This is a genomic window from Streptomyces sp. NPDC001927, from assembly GCF_053594455.1.
On record NZ_JBSFEN010000007.1, the window covers coordinates 162,316 to 177,261 of the forward strand.

The 14,946-nt window shown below is 73.0% G+C and carries 17 protein-coding genes and 7 tRNA genes; 10 read left to right on the forward strand and 14 right to left on the reverse strand.

The window, feature by feature from the left end; translation table 11 throughout:
• Positions 1-193: 193 nt before the first annotated feature.
• Positions 194-1,471: a hypothetical protein gene (locus tag ACWCO8_RS20520; RefSeq protein WP_451033430.1), complete on the reverse strand. Its 1,278-nt coding sequence runs from the start codon at positions 1,469-1,471 to the stop codon at positions 194-196.
• Positions 1,471-2,037, reverse strand: coding sequence for a DUF4365 domain-containing protein (locus ACWCO8_RS20525; RefSeq protein WP_362004729.1), 567 nt, complete (start codon positions 2,035-2,037; stop codon positions 1,471-1,473). Before ACWCO8_RS20525 ends, ACWCO8_RS20520 begins: the two co-directional genes overlap by 1 nt.
• A 120-nt stretch (positions 2,038-2,157) precedes the next feature.
• On the opposite strand from ACWCO8_RS20525, the gene ACWCO8_RS20530 reads away from it, so the two are divergent.
• Positions 2,158-2,886 carry an exonuclease domain-containing protein gene (locus ACWCO8_RS20530; protein ID WP_451033431.1) on the forward strand — a complete coding sequence of 243 codons (729 nt, stop codon included), beginning with the start codon at positions 2,158-2,160 and terminating at the stop codon, positions 2,884-2,886.
• A gap of 71 nt (positions 2,887-2,957) precedes the next feature.
• Here ACWCO8_RS20530 and ACWCO8_RS20535 read toward each other — a convergent pair.
• Together ACWCO8_RS20535 and ACWCO8_RS20540 are read right to left on the reverse strand one after the other, a co-directional pair.
• Positions 2,958-3,029: transfer RNA gene (locus tag ACWCO8_RS20535), tRNA-Val, on the reverse strand.
• Between the two features lie 73 nt (positions 3,030-3,102).
• Entirely contained in the window at positions 3,103-3,564 is a 462-nt protein-coding gene (locus tag ACWCO8_RS20540; protein WP_451033432.1) for an SRPBCC family protein, read from the reverse strand.
• 84 nt (positions 3,565-3,648) lie between these two features.
• Between ACWCO8_RS20540 and ACWCO8_RS20545 the strand changes: the two genes are divergently transcribed.
• Positions 3,649-6,066, forward strand: coding sequence for an SCO7613 C-terminal domain-containing membrane protein (locus ACWCO8_RS20545; RefSeq protein ID WP_451033433.1), 2,418 nt, complete (start codon positions 3,649-3,651; stop codon positions 6,064-6,066).
• 62 nt (positions 6,067-6,128) lie between these two features.
• Here the strand turns inward: ACWCO8_RS20545 and ACWCO8_RS20550 are convergent.
• A tRNA-Val gene (locus tag ACWCO8_RS20550) sits at positions 6,129-6,203 on the reverse strand.
• A 54-nt stretch (positions 6,204-6,257) separates the two neighbouring features.
• Entirely contained in the window at positions 6,258-6,680 is a 423-nt protein-coding gene (locus ACWCO8_RS20555) for a TIGR02611 family protein (RefSeq protein WP_362004718.1), read from the reverse strand.
• Positions 6,681-6,869: 189 nt separating this feature from the next.
• On the opposite strand from ACWCO8_RS20555, the gene ACWCO8_RS20560 reads away from it, so the two are divergent.
• Complete coding sequence (locus ACWCO8_RS20560) at positions 6,870-7,283, forward strand: SsgA family sporulation/cell division regulator (RefSeq protein WP_015032345.1); 414 nt, start codon at positions 6,870-6,872, stop codon at positions 7,281-7,283.
• Between the two features lie 222 nt (positions 7,284-7,505).
• Positions 7,506-8,063: a CGNR zinc finger domain-containing protein gene (locus tag ACWCO8_RS20565; protein WP_362004715.1), complete on the forward strand. Its 558-nt coding sequence runs from the start codon at positions 7,506-7,508 to the stop codon at positions 8,061-8,063.
• A gap of 10 nt (positions 8,064-8,073) precedes the next feature.
• Here the strand turns inward: ACWCO8_RS20565 and ACWCO8_RS20570 are convergent, their stop codons facing one another.
• On the reverse strand, positions 8,074-8,241 hold the full coding sequence (locus tag ACWCO8_RS20570) for a hypothetical protein (protein WP_451033644.1): 168 nt from the start codon (positions 8,239-8,241) through the stop codon (positions 8,074-8,076).
• A 116-nt stretch (positions 8,242-8,357) separates the two neighbouring features.
• The gene (locus ACWCO8_RS20575) at positions 8,358-8,783 is read right to left on the reverse strand and encodes a hypothetical protein (RefSeq protein ID WP_451033434.1); all 426 of its coding nucleotides are present in this window, start codon (positions 8,781-8,783) and stop codon (positions 8,358-8,360) included.
• Positions 8,784-8,949: 166 nt separating this feature from the next.
• On the opposite strand from ACWCO8_RS20575, the gene ACWCO8_RS20580 reads away from it, so the two are divergent.
• Positions 8,950-9,465, forward strand: a complete 516-nt coding sequence (locus ACWCO8_RS20580; protein WP_451033435.1) for a DsbA family protein — start codon at positions 8,950-8,952, stop codon at positions 9,463-9,465.
• Positions 9,466-9,495: 30 nt separating this feature from the next.
• Here ACWCO8_RS20580 and ACWCO8_RS20585 read toward each other — a convergent pair whose 3' ends face one another.
• From ACWCO8_RS20585 to ACWCO8_RS20595, 3 genes are read right to left on the reverse strand one after another with little or no spacing between them, the layout of a single operon-like run.
• Positions 9,496-10,329 carry a GNAT family N-acetyltransferase gene (locus ACWCO8_RS20585; RefSeq protein ID WP_451033436.1) on the reverse strand — a complete coding sequence of 278 codons (834 nt, stop codon included), beginning with the start codon at positions 10,327-10,329 and terminating at the stop codon, positions 9,496-9,498.
• A gap of 42 nt (positions 10,330-10,371) precedes the next feature.
• Complete coding sequence (locus ACWCO8_RS20590; protein WP_451033437.1) at positions 10,372-11,202, reverse strand: aminotransferase class IV; 831 nt, start codon at positions 11,200-11,202, stop codon at positions 10,372-10,374.
• On the reverse strand, positions 11,199-12,263 hold the full coding sequence (locus ACWCO8_RS20595; protein ID WP_362004698.1) for a chorismate-binding protein: 1,065 nt from the start codon (positions 12,261-12,263) through the stop codon (positions 11,199-11,201). The genes ACWCO8_RS20590 and ACWCO8_RS20595 overlap by 4 nt, the downstream gene beginning before the upstream one ends.
• Before the next feature lie 280 nt (positions 12,264-12,543).
• On the opposite strand from ACWCO8_RS20595, the gene ACWCO8_RS20600 reads away from it, so the two are divergent.
• The 5 genes from ACWCO8_RS20600 to ACWCO8_RS20620 all read left to right on the forward strand — a co-directional run bounded on the left by ACWCO8_RS20600 (position 12,544) and on the right by ACWCO8_RS20620 (position 13,033).
• A tRNA-Gly gene (locus tag ACWCO8_RS20600) sits at positions 12,544-12,616 on the forward strand.
• Between the two features lie 38 nt (positions 12,617-12,654).
• Positions 12,655-12,728: transfer RNA gene (locus ACWCO8_RS20605), tRNA-Cys, on the forward strand.
• 1 nt (position 12,729) lies between these two features.
• Positions 12,730-12,801: transfer RNA gene (locus ACWCO8_RS20610), tRNA-Val, on the forward strand.
• Between the two features lie 39 nt (positions 12,802-12,840).
• Positions 12,841-12,912: transfer RNA gene (locus tag ACWCO8_RS20615), tRNA-Val, on the forward strand.
• Positions 12,913-12,958: 46 nt separating this feature from the next.
• Positions 12,959-13,033: transfer RNA gene (locus ACWCO8_RS20620), tRNA-Val, on the forward strand.
• Positions 13,034-13,115: 82 nt separating this feature from the next.
• Here ACWCO8_RS20620 and ACWCO8_RS20625 read toward each other — a convergent pair.
• The 3 genes from ACWCO8_RS20625 to ACWCO8_RS20635 form a co-directional block, all read right to left on the reverse strand.
• On the reverse strand, positions 13,116-13,430 hold the full coding sequence (locus ACWCO8_RS20625) for a TFIIB-type zinc ribbon-containing protein (RefSeq protein ID WP_451033438.1): 315 nt from the start codon (positions 13,428-13,430) through the stop codon (positions 13,116-13,118).
• Positions 13,431-13,470: 40 nt separating this feature from the next.
• Positions 13,471-14,484 carry a phosphotransferase family protein gene (locus tag ACWCO8_RS20630; protein WP_451033439.1) on the reverse strand — a complete coding sequence of 338 codons (1,014 nt, stop codon included), beginning with the start codon at positions 14,482-14,484 and terminating at the stop codon, positions 13,471-13,473.
• A 165-nt stretch (positions 14,485-14,649) separates the two neighbouring features.
• On the reverse strand, positions 14,650-14,817 hold the full coding sequence (locus ACWCO8_RS20635; protein WP_362004690.1) for a hypothetical protein: 168 nt from the start codon (positions 14,815-14,817) through the stop codon (positions 14,650-14,652).
• Positions 14,818-14,946: the final 129 nt, after the last annotated feature.

Sequence of the window (14,946 nt, forward strand, 5' to 3'; positions counted from 1 at the left end):
TCCCTTGGGGCGCAGGCAGACACGATGTGCCGGCGCCGACGACGCGCGGCAGAGACGAGGTGCCGCGTCGCTGTAAATCCTAAGGGCTCGGGCCGACCCCGAGCGCTGGGAGCCGGACCCGCCCGCCGCTGTTCGCCGCACGGCCCCCCGCCGGCCCCCGCGGAGCCCGGGCGCGGTCACCCCGAAGCGGCCCTCACTCCTCCCCCGGGCCGCAGGCCTCCTCGAAGAAGTCCAGGTTCTCGTGGAGCGACTTCATCAGCCGGTCCCGCTCGGCCTCGTCGACCTGGACCGGTACGACCCCGGTGGCATCGGTCAGCCGCCGGAAGCCGCCCCGGCTCTCCAGTCGGCCGACCACCCGGATCGGCAGCCCGACCAGGTGCGCGTGCCCGGCCGTACGGTACGACTCCTCGTCCAGCGTCACCCGGACGTGCGGCACCTCCGCCCCGCCGAGCACCCGCAGCCGTACGGTCCCCTCGCCGCGCGGCCCCGAGCGGCGCATCCGGACCACGGCGCCGGTGATCCGGACCGGTACGGACGGCTCGTCGGTCAGATAGCGGGCACCGGCCTCGCGCAGGGCCGGCAGGTCGCCCGCCGAGAACTCGACCGGCTCGGGCCGGGCCGCGCACCCGGCGGGCGTCCCGGCTGCGGGGGCCCACTCCAGCGCGATCCTGGCCCCCTCGGTGCCCCGTACGAGCGCGACCAGGGCCTCGGTCAGCTCACGGCTCACCCCCGCCTCGACGGCCGCGTCGAAGGCCTCCATCCCGCCGGTCGCCCGCTGGTAGTCGGCGGCCTCCCGCGCCGCGTACAGCGCGTGGTAGAGCCGTACGGCGATGGCCCGGCCCGAGTCGACGGGCACGAACGCGGTCAGGCCCCGCCCGCCCGGCGCCGCCCCGACGACCACCGCCTCCAGGGACGCCTGGGCCTGGCGGCGGTGCCGGGCGCCGTAGTACCCGGCGCGGCCGCGCACGGCGAGCGCCCCGGCGAGCAGCAGCTGCCGGGCGGCCGACCTGAGCTGTTCCTGGACGGTCCACGGGACTGTGCCCGCGGGGCCCGGCGGCACATCGCGCCACCAGCGGATCTCGTCGCTGGGCACGGTGAGCCCGACCAGGACCTCGCGGGCCGAGGGCGCCGCGCTGTGGGCGAGGGCGGTGAGCGCCTCGCCGAGCAGGTCCTCGCAGTCCGGGAACGCGCGGCTCTCGGGCACGAGCAGGCTGGTGCCGCCCGAGGGGCCGCCCGTCCCGGGCGGGGTCCAGCGGCTGTAGCGGCCCGCGGCCCCGCCACGCCGCCGCCAGCCGTGCCGGGCGAGCAGCGCGCCGAGGACCAGCGGGTCGACGCGTCCGGGGTCGGGCGAGCCCCCGGCGTCGGCCCAGGGGCCGCCGGGGAGCTCGCCGGGGGTGGGATGGGGGCGGAACGATGGCAGAACGGGGCCGTAGCCGGCCCCGCCCTCCTGTTCGCCGATCGGCCGGTGCATCAGGGTCTCCCTCCCACGCCGACCCGGGTCATGATCTCGCACAGTGCCCGGTCGTCGAAGATCCGTGCCGTCGGTATGCGCACGGTCGTCCGCCGCCGACCCGTCACCGGGTGGCCGGCCAGGTTGATCCAGTAGCAGCAGTGCCGCAGGTCCAGTCGGTCGTGCCCGGCCCGCAGCCAGTCCTCCCGGTCGCGCGGCACGATCATGACGACCAGGATCTTGTGCACCGAGACCGGGGTCCGCGCCAGCTTCACCAGATGGTCGTTGTCCAGGGTGAAGGAGAACGCGGGCCCGGGCGGCCGCGGCGGTAGCTGGTAGGTGCACTTGAGCTGCACCTTGATGGTCACTTCGTCGTCGACCGTGTGGCCGGGAGCGCTGTGGCTCACGTGCCAGTCGATGCCGTTGTCCGGAAACGGCTGCGACAGCGAGCAGCCCGCCGCCGCGGCGACCGCATGCAGATACCCCACCTGGAGCGTCTCCATGCAGGCGGTCGTGGCGAGTGAGCCCCGCAGTGGTGCTGCCCGCTGAGGCGGCAGCCCTCCCGATTCGGGCTGGGCGAGCGCCATGTCAATTCCCTTCCCCGTCATCTGTGTTGTCACCGGTCCGCGTACGGGGCAAACAGCCCGGGTATCACCGATTCGGGCAGGGGGATCGCCATCTGCCGCACATGTGCGAGGAGTTCGGGGATGACGCACAACTGGTATGACGGGCCCCTGGCCGCATTCGACACGGAAACCACGGGAGTTGACGTCGAGCAGGACCGGATCGTCTCGGCCGCGCTCGTCGTCCAGGACACGGCCGGCGGACGTCCGCGGGTCACACGCTGGCTGGTCAACCCCGGGATTCCGGTGCCCCCTGCGGCCACGGAGGTCCACGGACTGACGGACGATCATCTACGACGGAACGGGCGCTGGCCGGCGCCCGTGATGGAGGAGTTGGGGCGGGCGCTGGCGGAGCAGTGCGCCGCGGGCCGGCCCCTGGTGGTGATGAACGCGCCCTTCGATCTGACGATCCTGGACCGCGAACTGCGCCGCCACCGTGCCTCCTCACTCGGCCGCTATCTGGAGAACGCGTCGCTGTGCGTGCTCGATCCGCGCGTGCTCGACAAGCATCTGGACCGCTACCGCAAGGGCCGCCGGACGCTGACGGACCTGTGTGCGCACTACGGCGTGGAGCTGGACGGCGCGCACGACGCGGCGGCGGACGCGACGGCCTCGATGGATGTCGTACGGGCGGTGGCGCGGCGGTTCGCGTCCCGGCTGGAACGACTCTCACCCGCGGAGCTGCACACGCTGCAGGCGGTGTGGCACGCGGCGCAGGCACGGGGGCTGCAGGCGTGGTTCACGCGCAACGGGACGCCGGAGACGGTGGATCCGGCGTGGCCGCTCCGTCCGGAGCTGCGGCAGGCGGCGTGACGCGTCGGCGCGTGCTTCGGCCCGGGAATGCGGAAGGCCGGTCCGTCTTTCGACGGACCGGCCTCTCCCGGTGGGCGATACTGGGATCGAACCAGTGACCCCTTCGGTGTGAACGAAGTGCTCTCCCGCTGAGCTAATCGCCCGGGAACGGGTTGAACCATACAGGTTTCCGCGCCCCTCCTTCAAACCGCCCACCCGTCGCCCGACCACCACCCCTCACCGACGGGCTTCGCCCGGCCCCCTCAATCTGGCCGCCAGACCGCGCCTGCCGGCCCTCATCATCAGCGCGTGGTTGGCGCGGAAGACGGGCCGCCCCGGGACCGCGAGCCGGCGCATCAGAGGGCTGGTCACCTCGACCTCCTGCTCGTACAGCGCGCGCGTGCCCGGGCCGTGGGCCGTCACGGTCCAGCGCGCCCAGCCTTCAAGGTCGCCGCCGAGCGCGACCTCCAGGACGCGGGCGTCGGGGTCGCGGCGCCGAGCTTCGGCGGTGACGACGAGGTCGTACGGGAGGAAGGAGCGGAACCGCGCGGTGCCGGTGGCCTCGTCGACGGGGACGACCTCGCGGACCTGGGGCCACCAGCTCGGGTACTCCTCGGCGCGTTCCAGTACGGCGAAGACCGCGTCGGGCGGGGCGGCCAACTGCCAGACGCTGCGGAAGCGGTAGCGGCACCAGTCCATGACCCCAGTGTGTACGTACTCAGCCGCGGATATGAGTACCCGCGCGCATGGTTCCGGGGTGTGGTCCGGCGCACACTCCGGGACATGAACTCTCCTCTCCCACCCGCCGAGGAACTGGTGCGGGTCGATCGCGAACTGGCGCGACTCGACGCCCACCGGTCCCAGTTGCTGGCCCGCAGGGCCTGGCTGCTGCGGGTCCTGCAGGCTCCGGCGCCCTCCCCGGCGACCGGGCCCACGACCGGCCGGCCGGTGGCCGACTCGACCCCGCGCAGCGCGCAGAACGTGCTGCTAACGCTGGGCGGGGTGCTGCTGACGATCGCGGCGCTCGCGTTCACGCTGGTCAGCTGGGGGACGATGGGCATCGGCGGCCGCGCGACGGTCCTCGCCGTCGTGACGTCCGCGGCGCTCGCCGTGCCGGTGGTGCTGCTGCGCCGGGGGCTCGGCTCGACGGCCGAGGCGGTCGCCGCCCTGGGCCTGGTCCTGATGGTCCTGGACGCGTACGCGCTGCACCGGGTGGCCCTCGCGGACACCGACGGGCTCGCGTACACGGCGGTCGCCTCGGCGGTGCTCGCGGGCGCCTGGACGGCGTACGGGACGGCGCTGGGCAAGCTGCGGATCCCGCTGCCGGTGGCCGTGGTGACGGCTCAACTCCCCCTGCCGCTGGGCGTCCTGGCCGCCGACGGCGGCGCGCTCGCCCTCGGCTGGGCGGCGCTCGCGACCGCGGTCGCGGATCTGGCGGTGGCGCTCTGGGTGAAGCCCGCGACGGTACGGGGCACGGCGGCCGTCGCCGCCGGGGTCCTGGGCGGCGGGGCCCTGCTCACGGGTCTGCGGATGTCGTTCACGTCCCCGCTTCCGGCGGGCGCGCTGCTGCTCGCCTGCGCGGCGGTGGCGCTGTGCGTGGCATGGCGGGTGGCCCAGGCCTCGGTGGCCACGTCGGTGGTGGCGGGTCTCGCGGTCGTCGCGGCGGCGGGTGGTGCGCTGCGCCCGGTCCTGCCGGGCGACTGGGAGGTGCCGGGGTACGTGCTGTGCGCGGTGGCCCTGGCGGGCGTCCTGCGGTCGTCGGCGCCGCGCGCGGTGCGGATCGGTCTGGCCGGTGCGGGCGCGGGGGTGCTCGCGCTGGGTGTGGTGTGGGCGCTCCCGCCGGTGGCGGCCGCGCTGCTCGAGCCGCTGGCACGGACGACCCCCGTCTGGTCGGGCGCCCACGCGGACCTCGGGCTCGCCCCGTACCCGTCGACCGCCCCGCTGGTCCTGCTCGTCGCCGCGGCGGCCTGCGCGGCGCTCCCCCGCCTGTGGTCCCGCTGCGCGGCCCTGTTCCTGAGCTGGGGCACCCTGACCGCTCTCCCGCTCGCCCTTGACCTCCCGTACGCCCCGACGCTCTCCCTCCAGCTCCTGACGACCACGGCGGCCCTCCTCCTGGCCGCGCGCCCGGGGACGCTGACGCGGGGCCTGCCGGCTCCGGCCCCGGTGGCGGGCGGCTCGGACTCCGACTCGGATGCCGCCTCCGCCCCCGCGGTCGCCTCACCGCCTGTGCAGCCCCTGGAGGTCCTCGGGGCGAGCGCGTTCGGCTGTGGATTCGCCTCGGCGCTGAGCGCCGTCGCCGCGGCCCTGGACACGCGCGCGGCCACGTTCACCACGCTCGGGGTGCTGCTCGGGCTCTTCGTGGCGGTGGCCTTCCTCGCCGCCGGCGTCCAGCGGATCGTGTCCGCCTGTGCGGCGGTCGTCGTCGCGGCCGGTCTGGTCTCCGCCGGGGCTGTCGCCGCCGGGTTCCGTGACCACCACACCGCCCTTGCCCTGCTCCTCGTCCCGGCGGCCACCGCCCTGATCGGCGGGCGGCTCCGGCGCCACTCGGTCGCGCTCCCCGTCGAGCTCACCGGCGCCGCCGTCGCGCTGCTCGCGATCGTGATGGCCGTGCCCACGCCGGCGGTCCTCGCGCTCGTCCTCGCCCTGACCGGTGTGCTCGCCGCCGCCACGGCCCTCCGGCCCGAGCGCCGCGCGGTCGCCTCCTGGACGGGCGGTGCGCTGTTCCTCCTGGCGACCTGGGTGCGGCTGGCCGTCTGGGACGTGACGACCCCGGAGGCGTACACGCTGCCCGTCACCGTGCCCGCCCTGGTCGTCGGCGCGCTGCGGCGGCGCCGCGACCCGGAGTCCTCGTCCTGGGTGGCGTACGGCCCCGGGCTCGCCGCCACGCTGGTGCCGAGCCTGCTCGCGACCTGGGTGGACCCCGACTGGCGGCGCCCGCTGCTGCTCGGCGTCGCCGCCCTCGCGGTGACCCTGCTCGGGGCCCGTTTCCGGCTCCAGGCGCTGCTGGTGCTCGGCGGGACGGTCCTGGCCCTCGACGCCCTGCACGAGCTGGCCCCGTACGTCGTCCAGGCCGTCGGAGCCCTCCCCCGCTGGCTGCCGCCGGCCCTGGCCGGTCTGCTGCTGCTCGCCGTGGGGGCGACGTACGAGCAGCGACTGCGCGACGCCCGTCGCCTGCGGGAGCGGCTCGGCCGGATGCGGTGACCCGATCCGGAGAACGCCGAAGGCCCGGAGACTGGGTTCAGTCTCCGGGCCTTCGGTCCGGGTGGTGGGCGATACTGGGTTCGAACCAGTGACCCCTTCGGTGTGAACGAAGTGCTCTCCCACTGAGCTAATCGCCCGGGCGCACCGCAAACATTACCGCATGTCAGCCGGTGCCCCGACCGTCCCCCGGGTCAGTCGTTGATCTTCCACGGCATGACGAAGCCGTACTTCCAGAGGTAGAAACCGAGCAGCGCGGCGATGATCACCAGGCCGACCGAGGTCAGGATGATGTTGCGTCGACGCACCTTCGGATCGAGCGCGCGCTGTGCCGCCTCGGTGACCTTCCGCTTCGTCCACCGGAGCACCAGCTGGGCCCAGACGAACTCGGTGGCCCAGATCGCCATACCGCCGAAGATCACCACCCAGCCGGGTCCCGGCAGCACCAGCATCGCGACACCGGCGCCGACCACGGCCAGCCCCACGATGAAGACGCCGACCTGCCAGCTCAGGTGCAGGGTCTTGCGTGCCTTGATGAAATCGGGGGCCCGGGATCCCAGCTCGGACTCCCCGTCGGCCGCGGACTCCCCGGTGCGCTCGTCACTCTCCGCATTCATGGTCCCAACTTACCGGACCGGGCGCCCTCACTCGTTCAGCCGTATTACCAAAAGTTACACACCCCCATACGAGCTACCTGAACGATCACAAAACAGACAGAGGGGTTTACAACGGCACCGTAGGTGGCATGTCGATTTCGCCGACGTGCGAATCCCCGAGCGCACACTGAGCGAAAGGCCCTGGCGCTTATGAACACCACGGTCAGCTGCGAGCTGCACCTGCGCCTCGTTGTGTCGAGCGAGTCCTCACTGCCTGTACCCGCGGGCCTGCGGTATGACACGGCCGATCCGTATGCCGTGCACGCCACCTTCCACACCGGAGCCGAGGAGACGGTCGAGTGGGTCTTCGCCCGCGACCTTCTCGCCGAGGGGCTGCACCGGCCCACCGGCACCGGCGACGTCAGAGTCTGGCCGTCACGCAGTCACGGTCAGGGCGTCGTCTGCATCGCGTTGAGTTCCCCCGAGGGCGAAGCCCTGCTCGAGGCCCCGGCGAGGGCTCTGGAGTCGTTCCTCAAGCGGACCGACGCCGCCGTGCCACCGGGCACCGAGCACCGGCACTTCGATCTCGACACGGAGCTCTCCCACATCCTGGCCGACAGCTGAGCCAGGCCGAGAGCCGCACGGCGCCGTCCGACTCGGGGAGACGGCGCCGCGCGGACGACGCGGACCCTCACATACCGCAGACATCGGCGTCCTCACCGCGCAGCCGGCGCGGAGGAGGGCGCCGATGCGCGTTACCCGACCCCGCCCGGCGTCGCGCGACGAAACCGCTAGAGTCAGCGCAATTCCGCGGGCACCCGCCCGCAGCCGGCCAGGGAGCGAATCGTGCTGATCCCTCACGACACCCGGATCGCCCTCGACAGCGTCGTCGATCTGATGAACACCGCGCCACAGGGCGACCGCGACGACGAACTCGCGGACGTCCCATCGCTGCGCACCTTCGTGCGGGCCCACAACATCAGCGACGTCGGCGAGCTCACCGACAAGGACCTCAAGGCCGTCCAGGAGGTACGGGCCAGGTTCACGGCGGTCTTCGCGGCGCCCGACGCCCGGATCGCGGCCACGCTGATCAACCAGCTGGTCGCCGCCGCGGGCACGACGCCGCAGCTCACCGACCACGACGGCTACGACTGGCACGTGCACTACTTCGCGCCGGGCGCCTCGGTCGCCGACCATCTCGCCGCCGACTGCGGCATGGCCCTGGCGTTCATCCTCGTCGCGGGCGAGCAGGAGCGGCTGCGGCGCTGCGAGGCCCCCGACTGCGGCCGGGCCTTCGTCGACCTCTCCCGCAACCGCTCACGCCGCTACTGCGACAGCCGCACCTGCGGCAACCGCCTCCACGTCGCCGCGTACCGGGCACGCCGCAAGGAAGCCGCCGGCTGAGCCGACCCCCTCACAGCATGAAGAGGTCGTGCACGGCGGCCATCAGGAGCAGACAGCCGATCACCGCCAGGAAGATCATCAGCGGCGGTTGGGAGAGCGCGAACAGACAACCGCGCGGCTCTTCGGTGGGGGCGGGGGCATGATCCCGCGAGGTATCCAGCATCTCGGGGGCGATCATGGCGCAGCGGCTCGCGCGAGGGCCCGCAACACGCCCCTCGATCGGGGCAGTTCATCACATCCCGTGGATGCTCCGACGGTCGGATCCGGTCAAAGGCCGTCAGATGCTCCGCCTCCTCAGATGCCGTGCTTCTTCAGAATCGCCTCGATGTCGCTGAAGTCGTCCCCGGCCGTCTTGGCCTGCGGCTTCGGGGTCGCGCCCCGCTGCCCGGCGCCGAGTGAGGGCGCGGACGCGGCCGGGGCGACCGCCCCGGGCACCTCGCCCCGCTCGGCCTGCTTCCGGCCCGCTCTGCGCCGCTCGATCGCCCGGCTCGTCATGAAGAGCGCCCAGGCCGCGCCGAGCACGCCGAAGCCGGCCCACGCCGTCGGGCTGAAGGCCGTGTCGAAGGCCCACTCCACCGCCCCGGTCATGACCAGACCGATGGGCACCAGCGCGTAGGCGGCGATCCGCGTCGCGGCGAGGAAACGCTTGCGGTACGCCGTGATCGCGGCGATGCCCAGTCCCGCCACGGACACCGCGGAAAAGATGGTCTCGGCGAGCATGCGATCCTCCTGGGCCGGGCGGTATGTCTCTTCCATCCTGCACCGGCGAGGGGGCCCGGGGCCATGTTCCGAGGCCGACCTCAGGGAGATCTCCGGGTCTCCCTTGCGGGATCTCCTCCCCAGGTCCCGGTTGGGACCGGTCGGATCGTGCTGGGAGACTGCTCCCATGAGCGACTCCACCACCCCGTCCGCCTCCCCCGTCACCGTGGAGGCCTGGTTCGACCTCCAGTGCCCCGACTGCTTCCGCGCCCTCGACGACGTGCGCGCGCTGCGCGAGAAGTACGGCGACCGGATCGACGTACAGCTGCGGCACTTCCCGCTGGAGAAGCACAAGCAGGCGTACGCCGCCGCACAGGCCGCCGAGGAGGCGGCCGACCAGGGCAAGGGCTGGCCGTACGTGGAGGCGCTGCTCGCCAGGACCGACGAGCTGGGCGAGCGCGGCGAGCCGGTACTCCTGGACGTCGCCCGCGAACTCGGCCTGGACGCCGAGGAGTTCGACACCGCCCTGATCGACGGCCGGCATCTGCTGATGGTCGACGCCGACCAGGCGGAGGGCAAGGCGATCAAGGTCACCGGCACCCCGACCTATGTCGTCGGCGGCGAGCGCCTCGACGGCGGCCAGAGCCAGGACGGCCTGCGGGCGCGCATCGAGGAGATCGTCGACCGTCTGCTCGCCGGCTAGGCCCTGATCCGCCGGACAGGCCCTAGGGGATCAGAGCAGCTGCTTGTAGCTGTTGACGTGCGTCGTCCGGTAGCCGAGCGAGGTGTAGAGCCGGATCGCCGGGGTGTTGCCCGCGAAGACATGGAGTCCGAGCAGGCGGTCCCCGGCGTCGAGCGCGACCCGCTCGGCGACCAGCATCAGGGCCCGGCCGTAGCCGTGGCCCCGGTGGCCCTCGGCGACCGCGATGTCGTAGACGTAGCTCCCGTGGACGCCCGGCTCGAGTTCGCGGCCCGCCGTCCAGACATGGCCGACGGTCTCCCCGCCCCGTACCGCCACATGGACCGCCGTGCCCGGGGAGTCCAGGCCGTCCGGCAACAGCAGCCGGTGGGCGGCCTCGGACCTGGCGCGGGCCCGGTCCTCGGGGACGCCGCGCTCGATCCAGCTGCGCGCGTAGCTCTCCCGGGCGTTCACCTCCCAGGGCCCGAACTCGTCCTCGGTCATCGCGCGGACCTCGACGCCGGACGGCAGCGCGGGCGGCTCGGCCGGGAGTTCCTTGACCATGTTCCTGCCGCGCTCGGTGTAGCCGAGCATCTCCCCCATCCGCAGCGCCGCCTCCGCACCCACAGGTACGGAGATCTGGGCCTCACCGCAGCCCCAGCCGCGCAGCACCTCCTCGGCGGCCAGCGCGGCGACCGTGCCCCGGCCCCGGCGGCGGTCCTTCTCGTCGATGCTCAGGGCCGAGATCACCCCGGATCCGGTGCCGGGGGTGGTGGCCAGGCGCACGGAACCGACGCGACGGCTGTTCACGCACACGTCGTAGGCGCGTGAACGTCCGCCGTCCGGGGTCTGCTGAAGCGGCACGGTCGGCCGCAGGGTGGTGGTCATCACGGGTGTTCTACCCACGCCACGGCTCTCCGTCATCCGGATTTACGCGAGGCGCGGATCCCGGTCCGCCGCCGCGCGCTCGTCGAAGATCCGCATGGCCTTGGCGGTGACCGGCCCCGGCGCGGGAATCGTCTCGCGGTCGTCGACCCGGTGCACGGCCTGGATGTCACGGAGCGTCGAGGTCAGGAAGATCTCCTCGGCGCTCTCCAGGACGTCCAGCGGCAGATCGGTCTCCACCGCCCCCGTCCACTCGACCGCGAGGGCGCGGGTGATCCCGGCCAGGCAGCCGGAGGAGACGGGCGGGGTGTGGATCCGGCCGTCGAGCACGACGAAGACATTGGAGCCGGTGCCCTCGCAGAGCTGCCCGACCGTGTTGGCGAACAGCGCCTCGGACGCGCCCTGTTCGCGCGCCCTGGCGAGGGCGACGACGTTCTCGGCGTACGAGGTCGTCTTCAGGCCCGTGAGTGCCCCGCGCTCGTTGCGGGTCCAGGGGACCGTGATCACGGCGGTGGAGTCGGGGCGGCGGCCCGACTCGCCGAGCCCCACGACGAGGCTGGTCCCGGCGTCGCCGCGCTCGGAGCCGAGCGGCGAGAGTCCACCGGTGTACGTGATGCGGAGCCGGCCGAGCTCCATCGGGTTGGCCTCCAGGACCGCCGCGCAGGCCCGGCGGACCTCGTCCAGGTCGGGTTCGGGCAGGCCCAGACCGCGCGCGGAGCGGCTGAGGCGCTCCAGGTGGAGGGTGAGGGCGAAGGTGCCGCCGCGCACGGCCTTGACCGTCTCGAAGACGCCGTCGCCGACGGTCAGCCCGTGGTCCAGGACGGACACCCGGGCTTCCTCCGCGTCGCGCAGTCCGCCGTTGACCCAGAGTTTCATCGCGATATGGCCTTTCCGCTCGCCTCGTACGCGCCCGACGCTACCGCCAGGAGCCGGGACGCCTTCAACTCGGTCTCCGCCCATTCGCGCTCGGGGTCCGAGCCCCAGGTGATCCCGGCGCCGGTGCCGAAGCGCAGCACGCCCTCGGGGCGGTCGATCCAGAAGGTCCTTATGCCGACGGCCAGCTCGGCGGTGCGCCGGTCGGCGTCCACCCAGCCGATGCCTCCGCAGTAGGGGCCGCGTGGGGCGGTCTCCAGGGCCTCGATGATCCGCAGGGCGCTCGACTTCGGGGCGCCCGTGACGGAGCCCGGCGGGAAGGTGGCGGCGAGCAGCTCGGGCCAGCCGGCCTGCGCGGCGAGTTCCCCGCGGACGGTGGAGACGAGGTGGACAAGGCCCGGGTGGGGCTCGACGGCGCAGAGCTCGGGGACGGTGACCGTGCCGGTCGCACAGACCCGGCCCAGGTCGTTCCGTACGAGATCCACGATCATCACGTTCTCGGCGTGGTCCTTCTCAAGCAGGTCCTCGGCCGTGCGGCCGGTTCCCTTGATGGGGCCGGACTCGACGGTGGCGCCGTCGCGGCGCAGATAGAGCTCGGGGGACGCGGTGGCGATCTCCACCCCGTGCGCGGGCAGCCGAATCGTTCCGGCGTACGGAGCGGGGTTGCCGCGGGCCAGCAGCGCGGTGAGGGCGTCCACGTCGGCCGCGTCGAGGTCGGGCAGCGGCGCGGACATCACGCGGCAGAGATTGGCCTGATAGACCTCCCCGCGCGCGATGTGCTCCCGGATCCGGCGGACGCCCGCCGTGTACGCCGCGCGGTCGAGGGACGACGTCCAGTCATCGGTGGACGGACCGCGCCAGGCGCCCGCGGCGGGGGCGGGGACCGGGGCCGGGACGGGTTCCCTGCGTACGTCGCCGAAGCGGGCGCAGGTCAGACGGCCCTCGAAGTCCGCGGAGACGGCCCAGAAGCCGGCGGAGTCCAGGGCCGCGGGATCACTGGTGACATCCCGGAGGTCGGTCGCGACGAGGCCGCCGAAGCGGGCCAGAGGAGCAAGGTCGTGCACGGATCGAGTCTAGGGCGGGCGGGGAGGGCGGCGCGGGGCGCGGCGCGGAGGGCGAGTGGCAGGCGGGGCGGAGGGCCGGTGGCGGGCGGGGCCGAACACCGAGCGGGGACGGCTGCGTGCGACCTCGGGGGCACGGGGAGTGAACGCCACGGGAACCTCTCCCGTGGGCCCGCCTCCGTGTGCGGGTCAGCACGCTGCGGAAACGCGTTTTTGTGCTGGCCCAGGAATCCGCTAGAGTTCAACACGTCGCCGGGACGCGCAAGCGGAACGGAAACGACAAGCGGACGTGGCTCAGTTGGTAGAGCATCACCTTGCCAAGGTGAGGGTCGCGAGTTCGAATCTCGTCGTCCGCTCGATGTGGGGGATCTTCCCGAACCCCCGTCTCACTCCTGGTGGAGTGGCCGAGAGGCGAGGCAACGGCCTGCAAAGCCGTCTACACGGGTTCAAATCCCGTCTCCACCTCCAAGCGCGATTAGCTCAGCGGGAGAGCGCTTCCCTGACACGGAAGAGGTCACTGGTTCAATCCCAGTATCGCGCACGCAGAACAACCGAAGATCCGGTCCGCATGGACCGTCCCGCGCGATTAGCTCAGCGGGAGAGCGCTTCCCTGACACGGAAGAGGTCACTGGTTCAATCCCAGTATCGCGCACGCAGTACGCAGTAACCCTTGGTCCTGTATGGTTCGGGACCGACCCGCGCGATTAGCTCAGCGGGAGAGCGCTTCCCTGACACGGAAGAGGTCACTGGTTCAATCCCAGTATCGCGCACCATACGTACGAAGCCCCCGGCCGCATCTCGCGGCCGGGGGCTTCGTCGTACCCGCTCCTCGTCAGGAGGGGCACAGCGGGCTCGTCAGGAGGAGAAGAGCATCCGGCCGAAGCCGCGCTGGTGGTGACCGCCGTGGTGACCGCCGTGGTGGCCACCGTGGTGGCCACCGTGGTGCTGCTGCGGGGCGCCCCACGCGGGCGCGGCGGGGGCGCCGTGCGCGGGGTAGGCCGGCGGGGCGGGCGCGGGCGGCGCCTGCTGCACCCATTGGGACTCGAGCCGGGTCAGGGACTCCAGCTCGCCGTAGTCCAGGAATATCCCGCGGCAGCCGCTGCACTGCTCGATCTGGACGCCGTTGCGGTTGTACGTGTGCATCGCTGCGTGGCACTTGGGACACTGCATGGTCGGCTCAACTCCCTGCCGTTCGAATGGTGCTCTCAGCTTATGGGGACGCCGGCCGGGCCAACTCGGTTCGGAGTGAGCCGATTCGGGCGCAGGTGTCGATCATCACTTCCTCGACCTCGTCGAGCGGGCGCCCCTCCGCGGTGGACTTGGCGAGAGCGAGCGCCGCGGTCTGCACGGTCAGGGCGCGGGCTGGGACGTCGAGTTGGGCCCAGGGATCGGGCGCCGTGACGGCCGGGCCGTCCTCGTGCCGGTACGCGTCGAGGAAGCGGGACCAGACGTCCGGGGGCAGGATGCCCGCCGCGAACCAGGCGGCCGGGCGGGCCAGGTCCCAGGCGGGGTCGCCCAGGCCTAGGTCGTCCACGTCTATGAGGAGCCAGGGGGTAGCGGGGTGGGTGGTGGGGTGGGTGTCCGGGCGGGTGGTGGGGCTGCTGGGAGCGCGGACCAGTTGGCCCAGGTGGAAGTCGCCGTGGCAGAGGAGGGGGCGATGCGCCGGCTCCCCTGGGAGGGTGCGCCAGGCACGGAGCACTGTCTCTACGGCGGCGCCGGGAGCGCCTGAGCGGCGCATCCGCTCGACCGCGAGAGCGGCCTTCACGGGCGCGCGCATGGGCGGGAGGGAGAGGTGGTCCGGGGGTGGGGTGCGGTGGAGCCTGGCGAGCAGGCGCGCCGCGTCTTCCCAGGGCGCGGCGTCCGGGTCGGTCGGGTCGACCGGGGTGCCGTAGGGCCAGGCGGAGAGGGGGCGGGTGGGGTGTGTGGGGTGGGTGGTGGGGGTGGGGTGGGTCGGTTGGGTGGAGTGCGCCCCTGCCGCGTGGGGTTTGAGGAGGATGTCCGTCAGTTCCGGGAGGGCCGCCACCGCGAGTCGGGTGCCGTGAGCCGAGAGATCGGTGCCGGGGGCGTGGGCCTTGACCACGACCGCGCCGTGTCGGACCACCGTGCCGTCGTCGCGGTCGGCGAGCACCGTGCTGGCGTGCGGGGCGCACGGGCAGGCCGGGTCGGCCCTGTGCGCCGTCTCGCGCGCGAGGGCGCTGAGGTGTTCGAGTTCGGCATGCTCCACCCGGGGAGCGTACGCGCTGCACCCCCTACGGCCCCGGAAAGCGCGAGGGCCGGTCAGCTCCCCAGCTGACCGGCCACACGCTGCCGTCCGCCGCACCCCCGTCCCCACGGGGTTGTTGGCCGGATGTCCCCGACCCGGGCCGCTCTCCCGGGTCCGGGGCGCCGCTCAGCGCCCCAGCATCACGCCCACGGACGACGCCTGTGTGACCACTGCGTCCCAGCCGCCGAAGACGACGACCAGCAGGGTCGCGAGAGGGAGGACCATGGCGGTCGCCACCAAGGGGTGGCGGCGGCCCGAAGGACGGGTGGTGATCCGCGATACCGGGTACGCCATGGTTCCTCTCCTGTCGTGTTTGGCAGCGGCGGGTGGGTGACCTCGGGGGACGAGTGCTGCACCCGCCGCTTGACTTCAACACTAGGGACCCGGCGCCGCCCGGACGTCATGCCCGCGTACCGATTACCG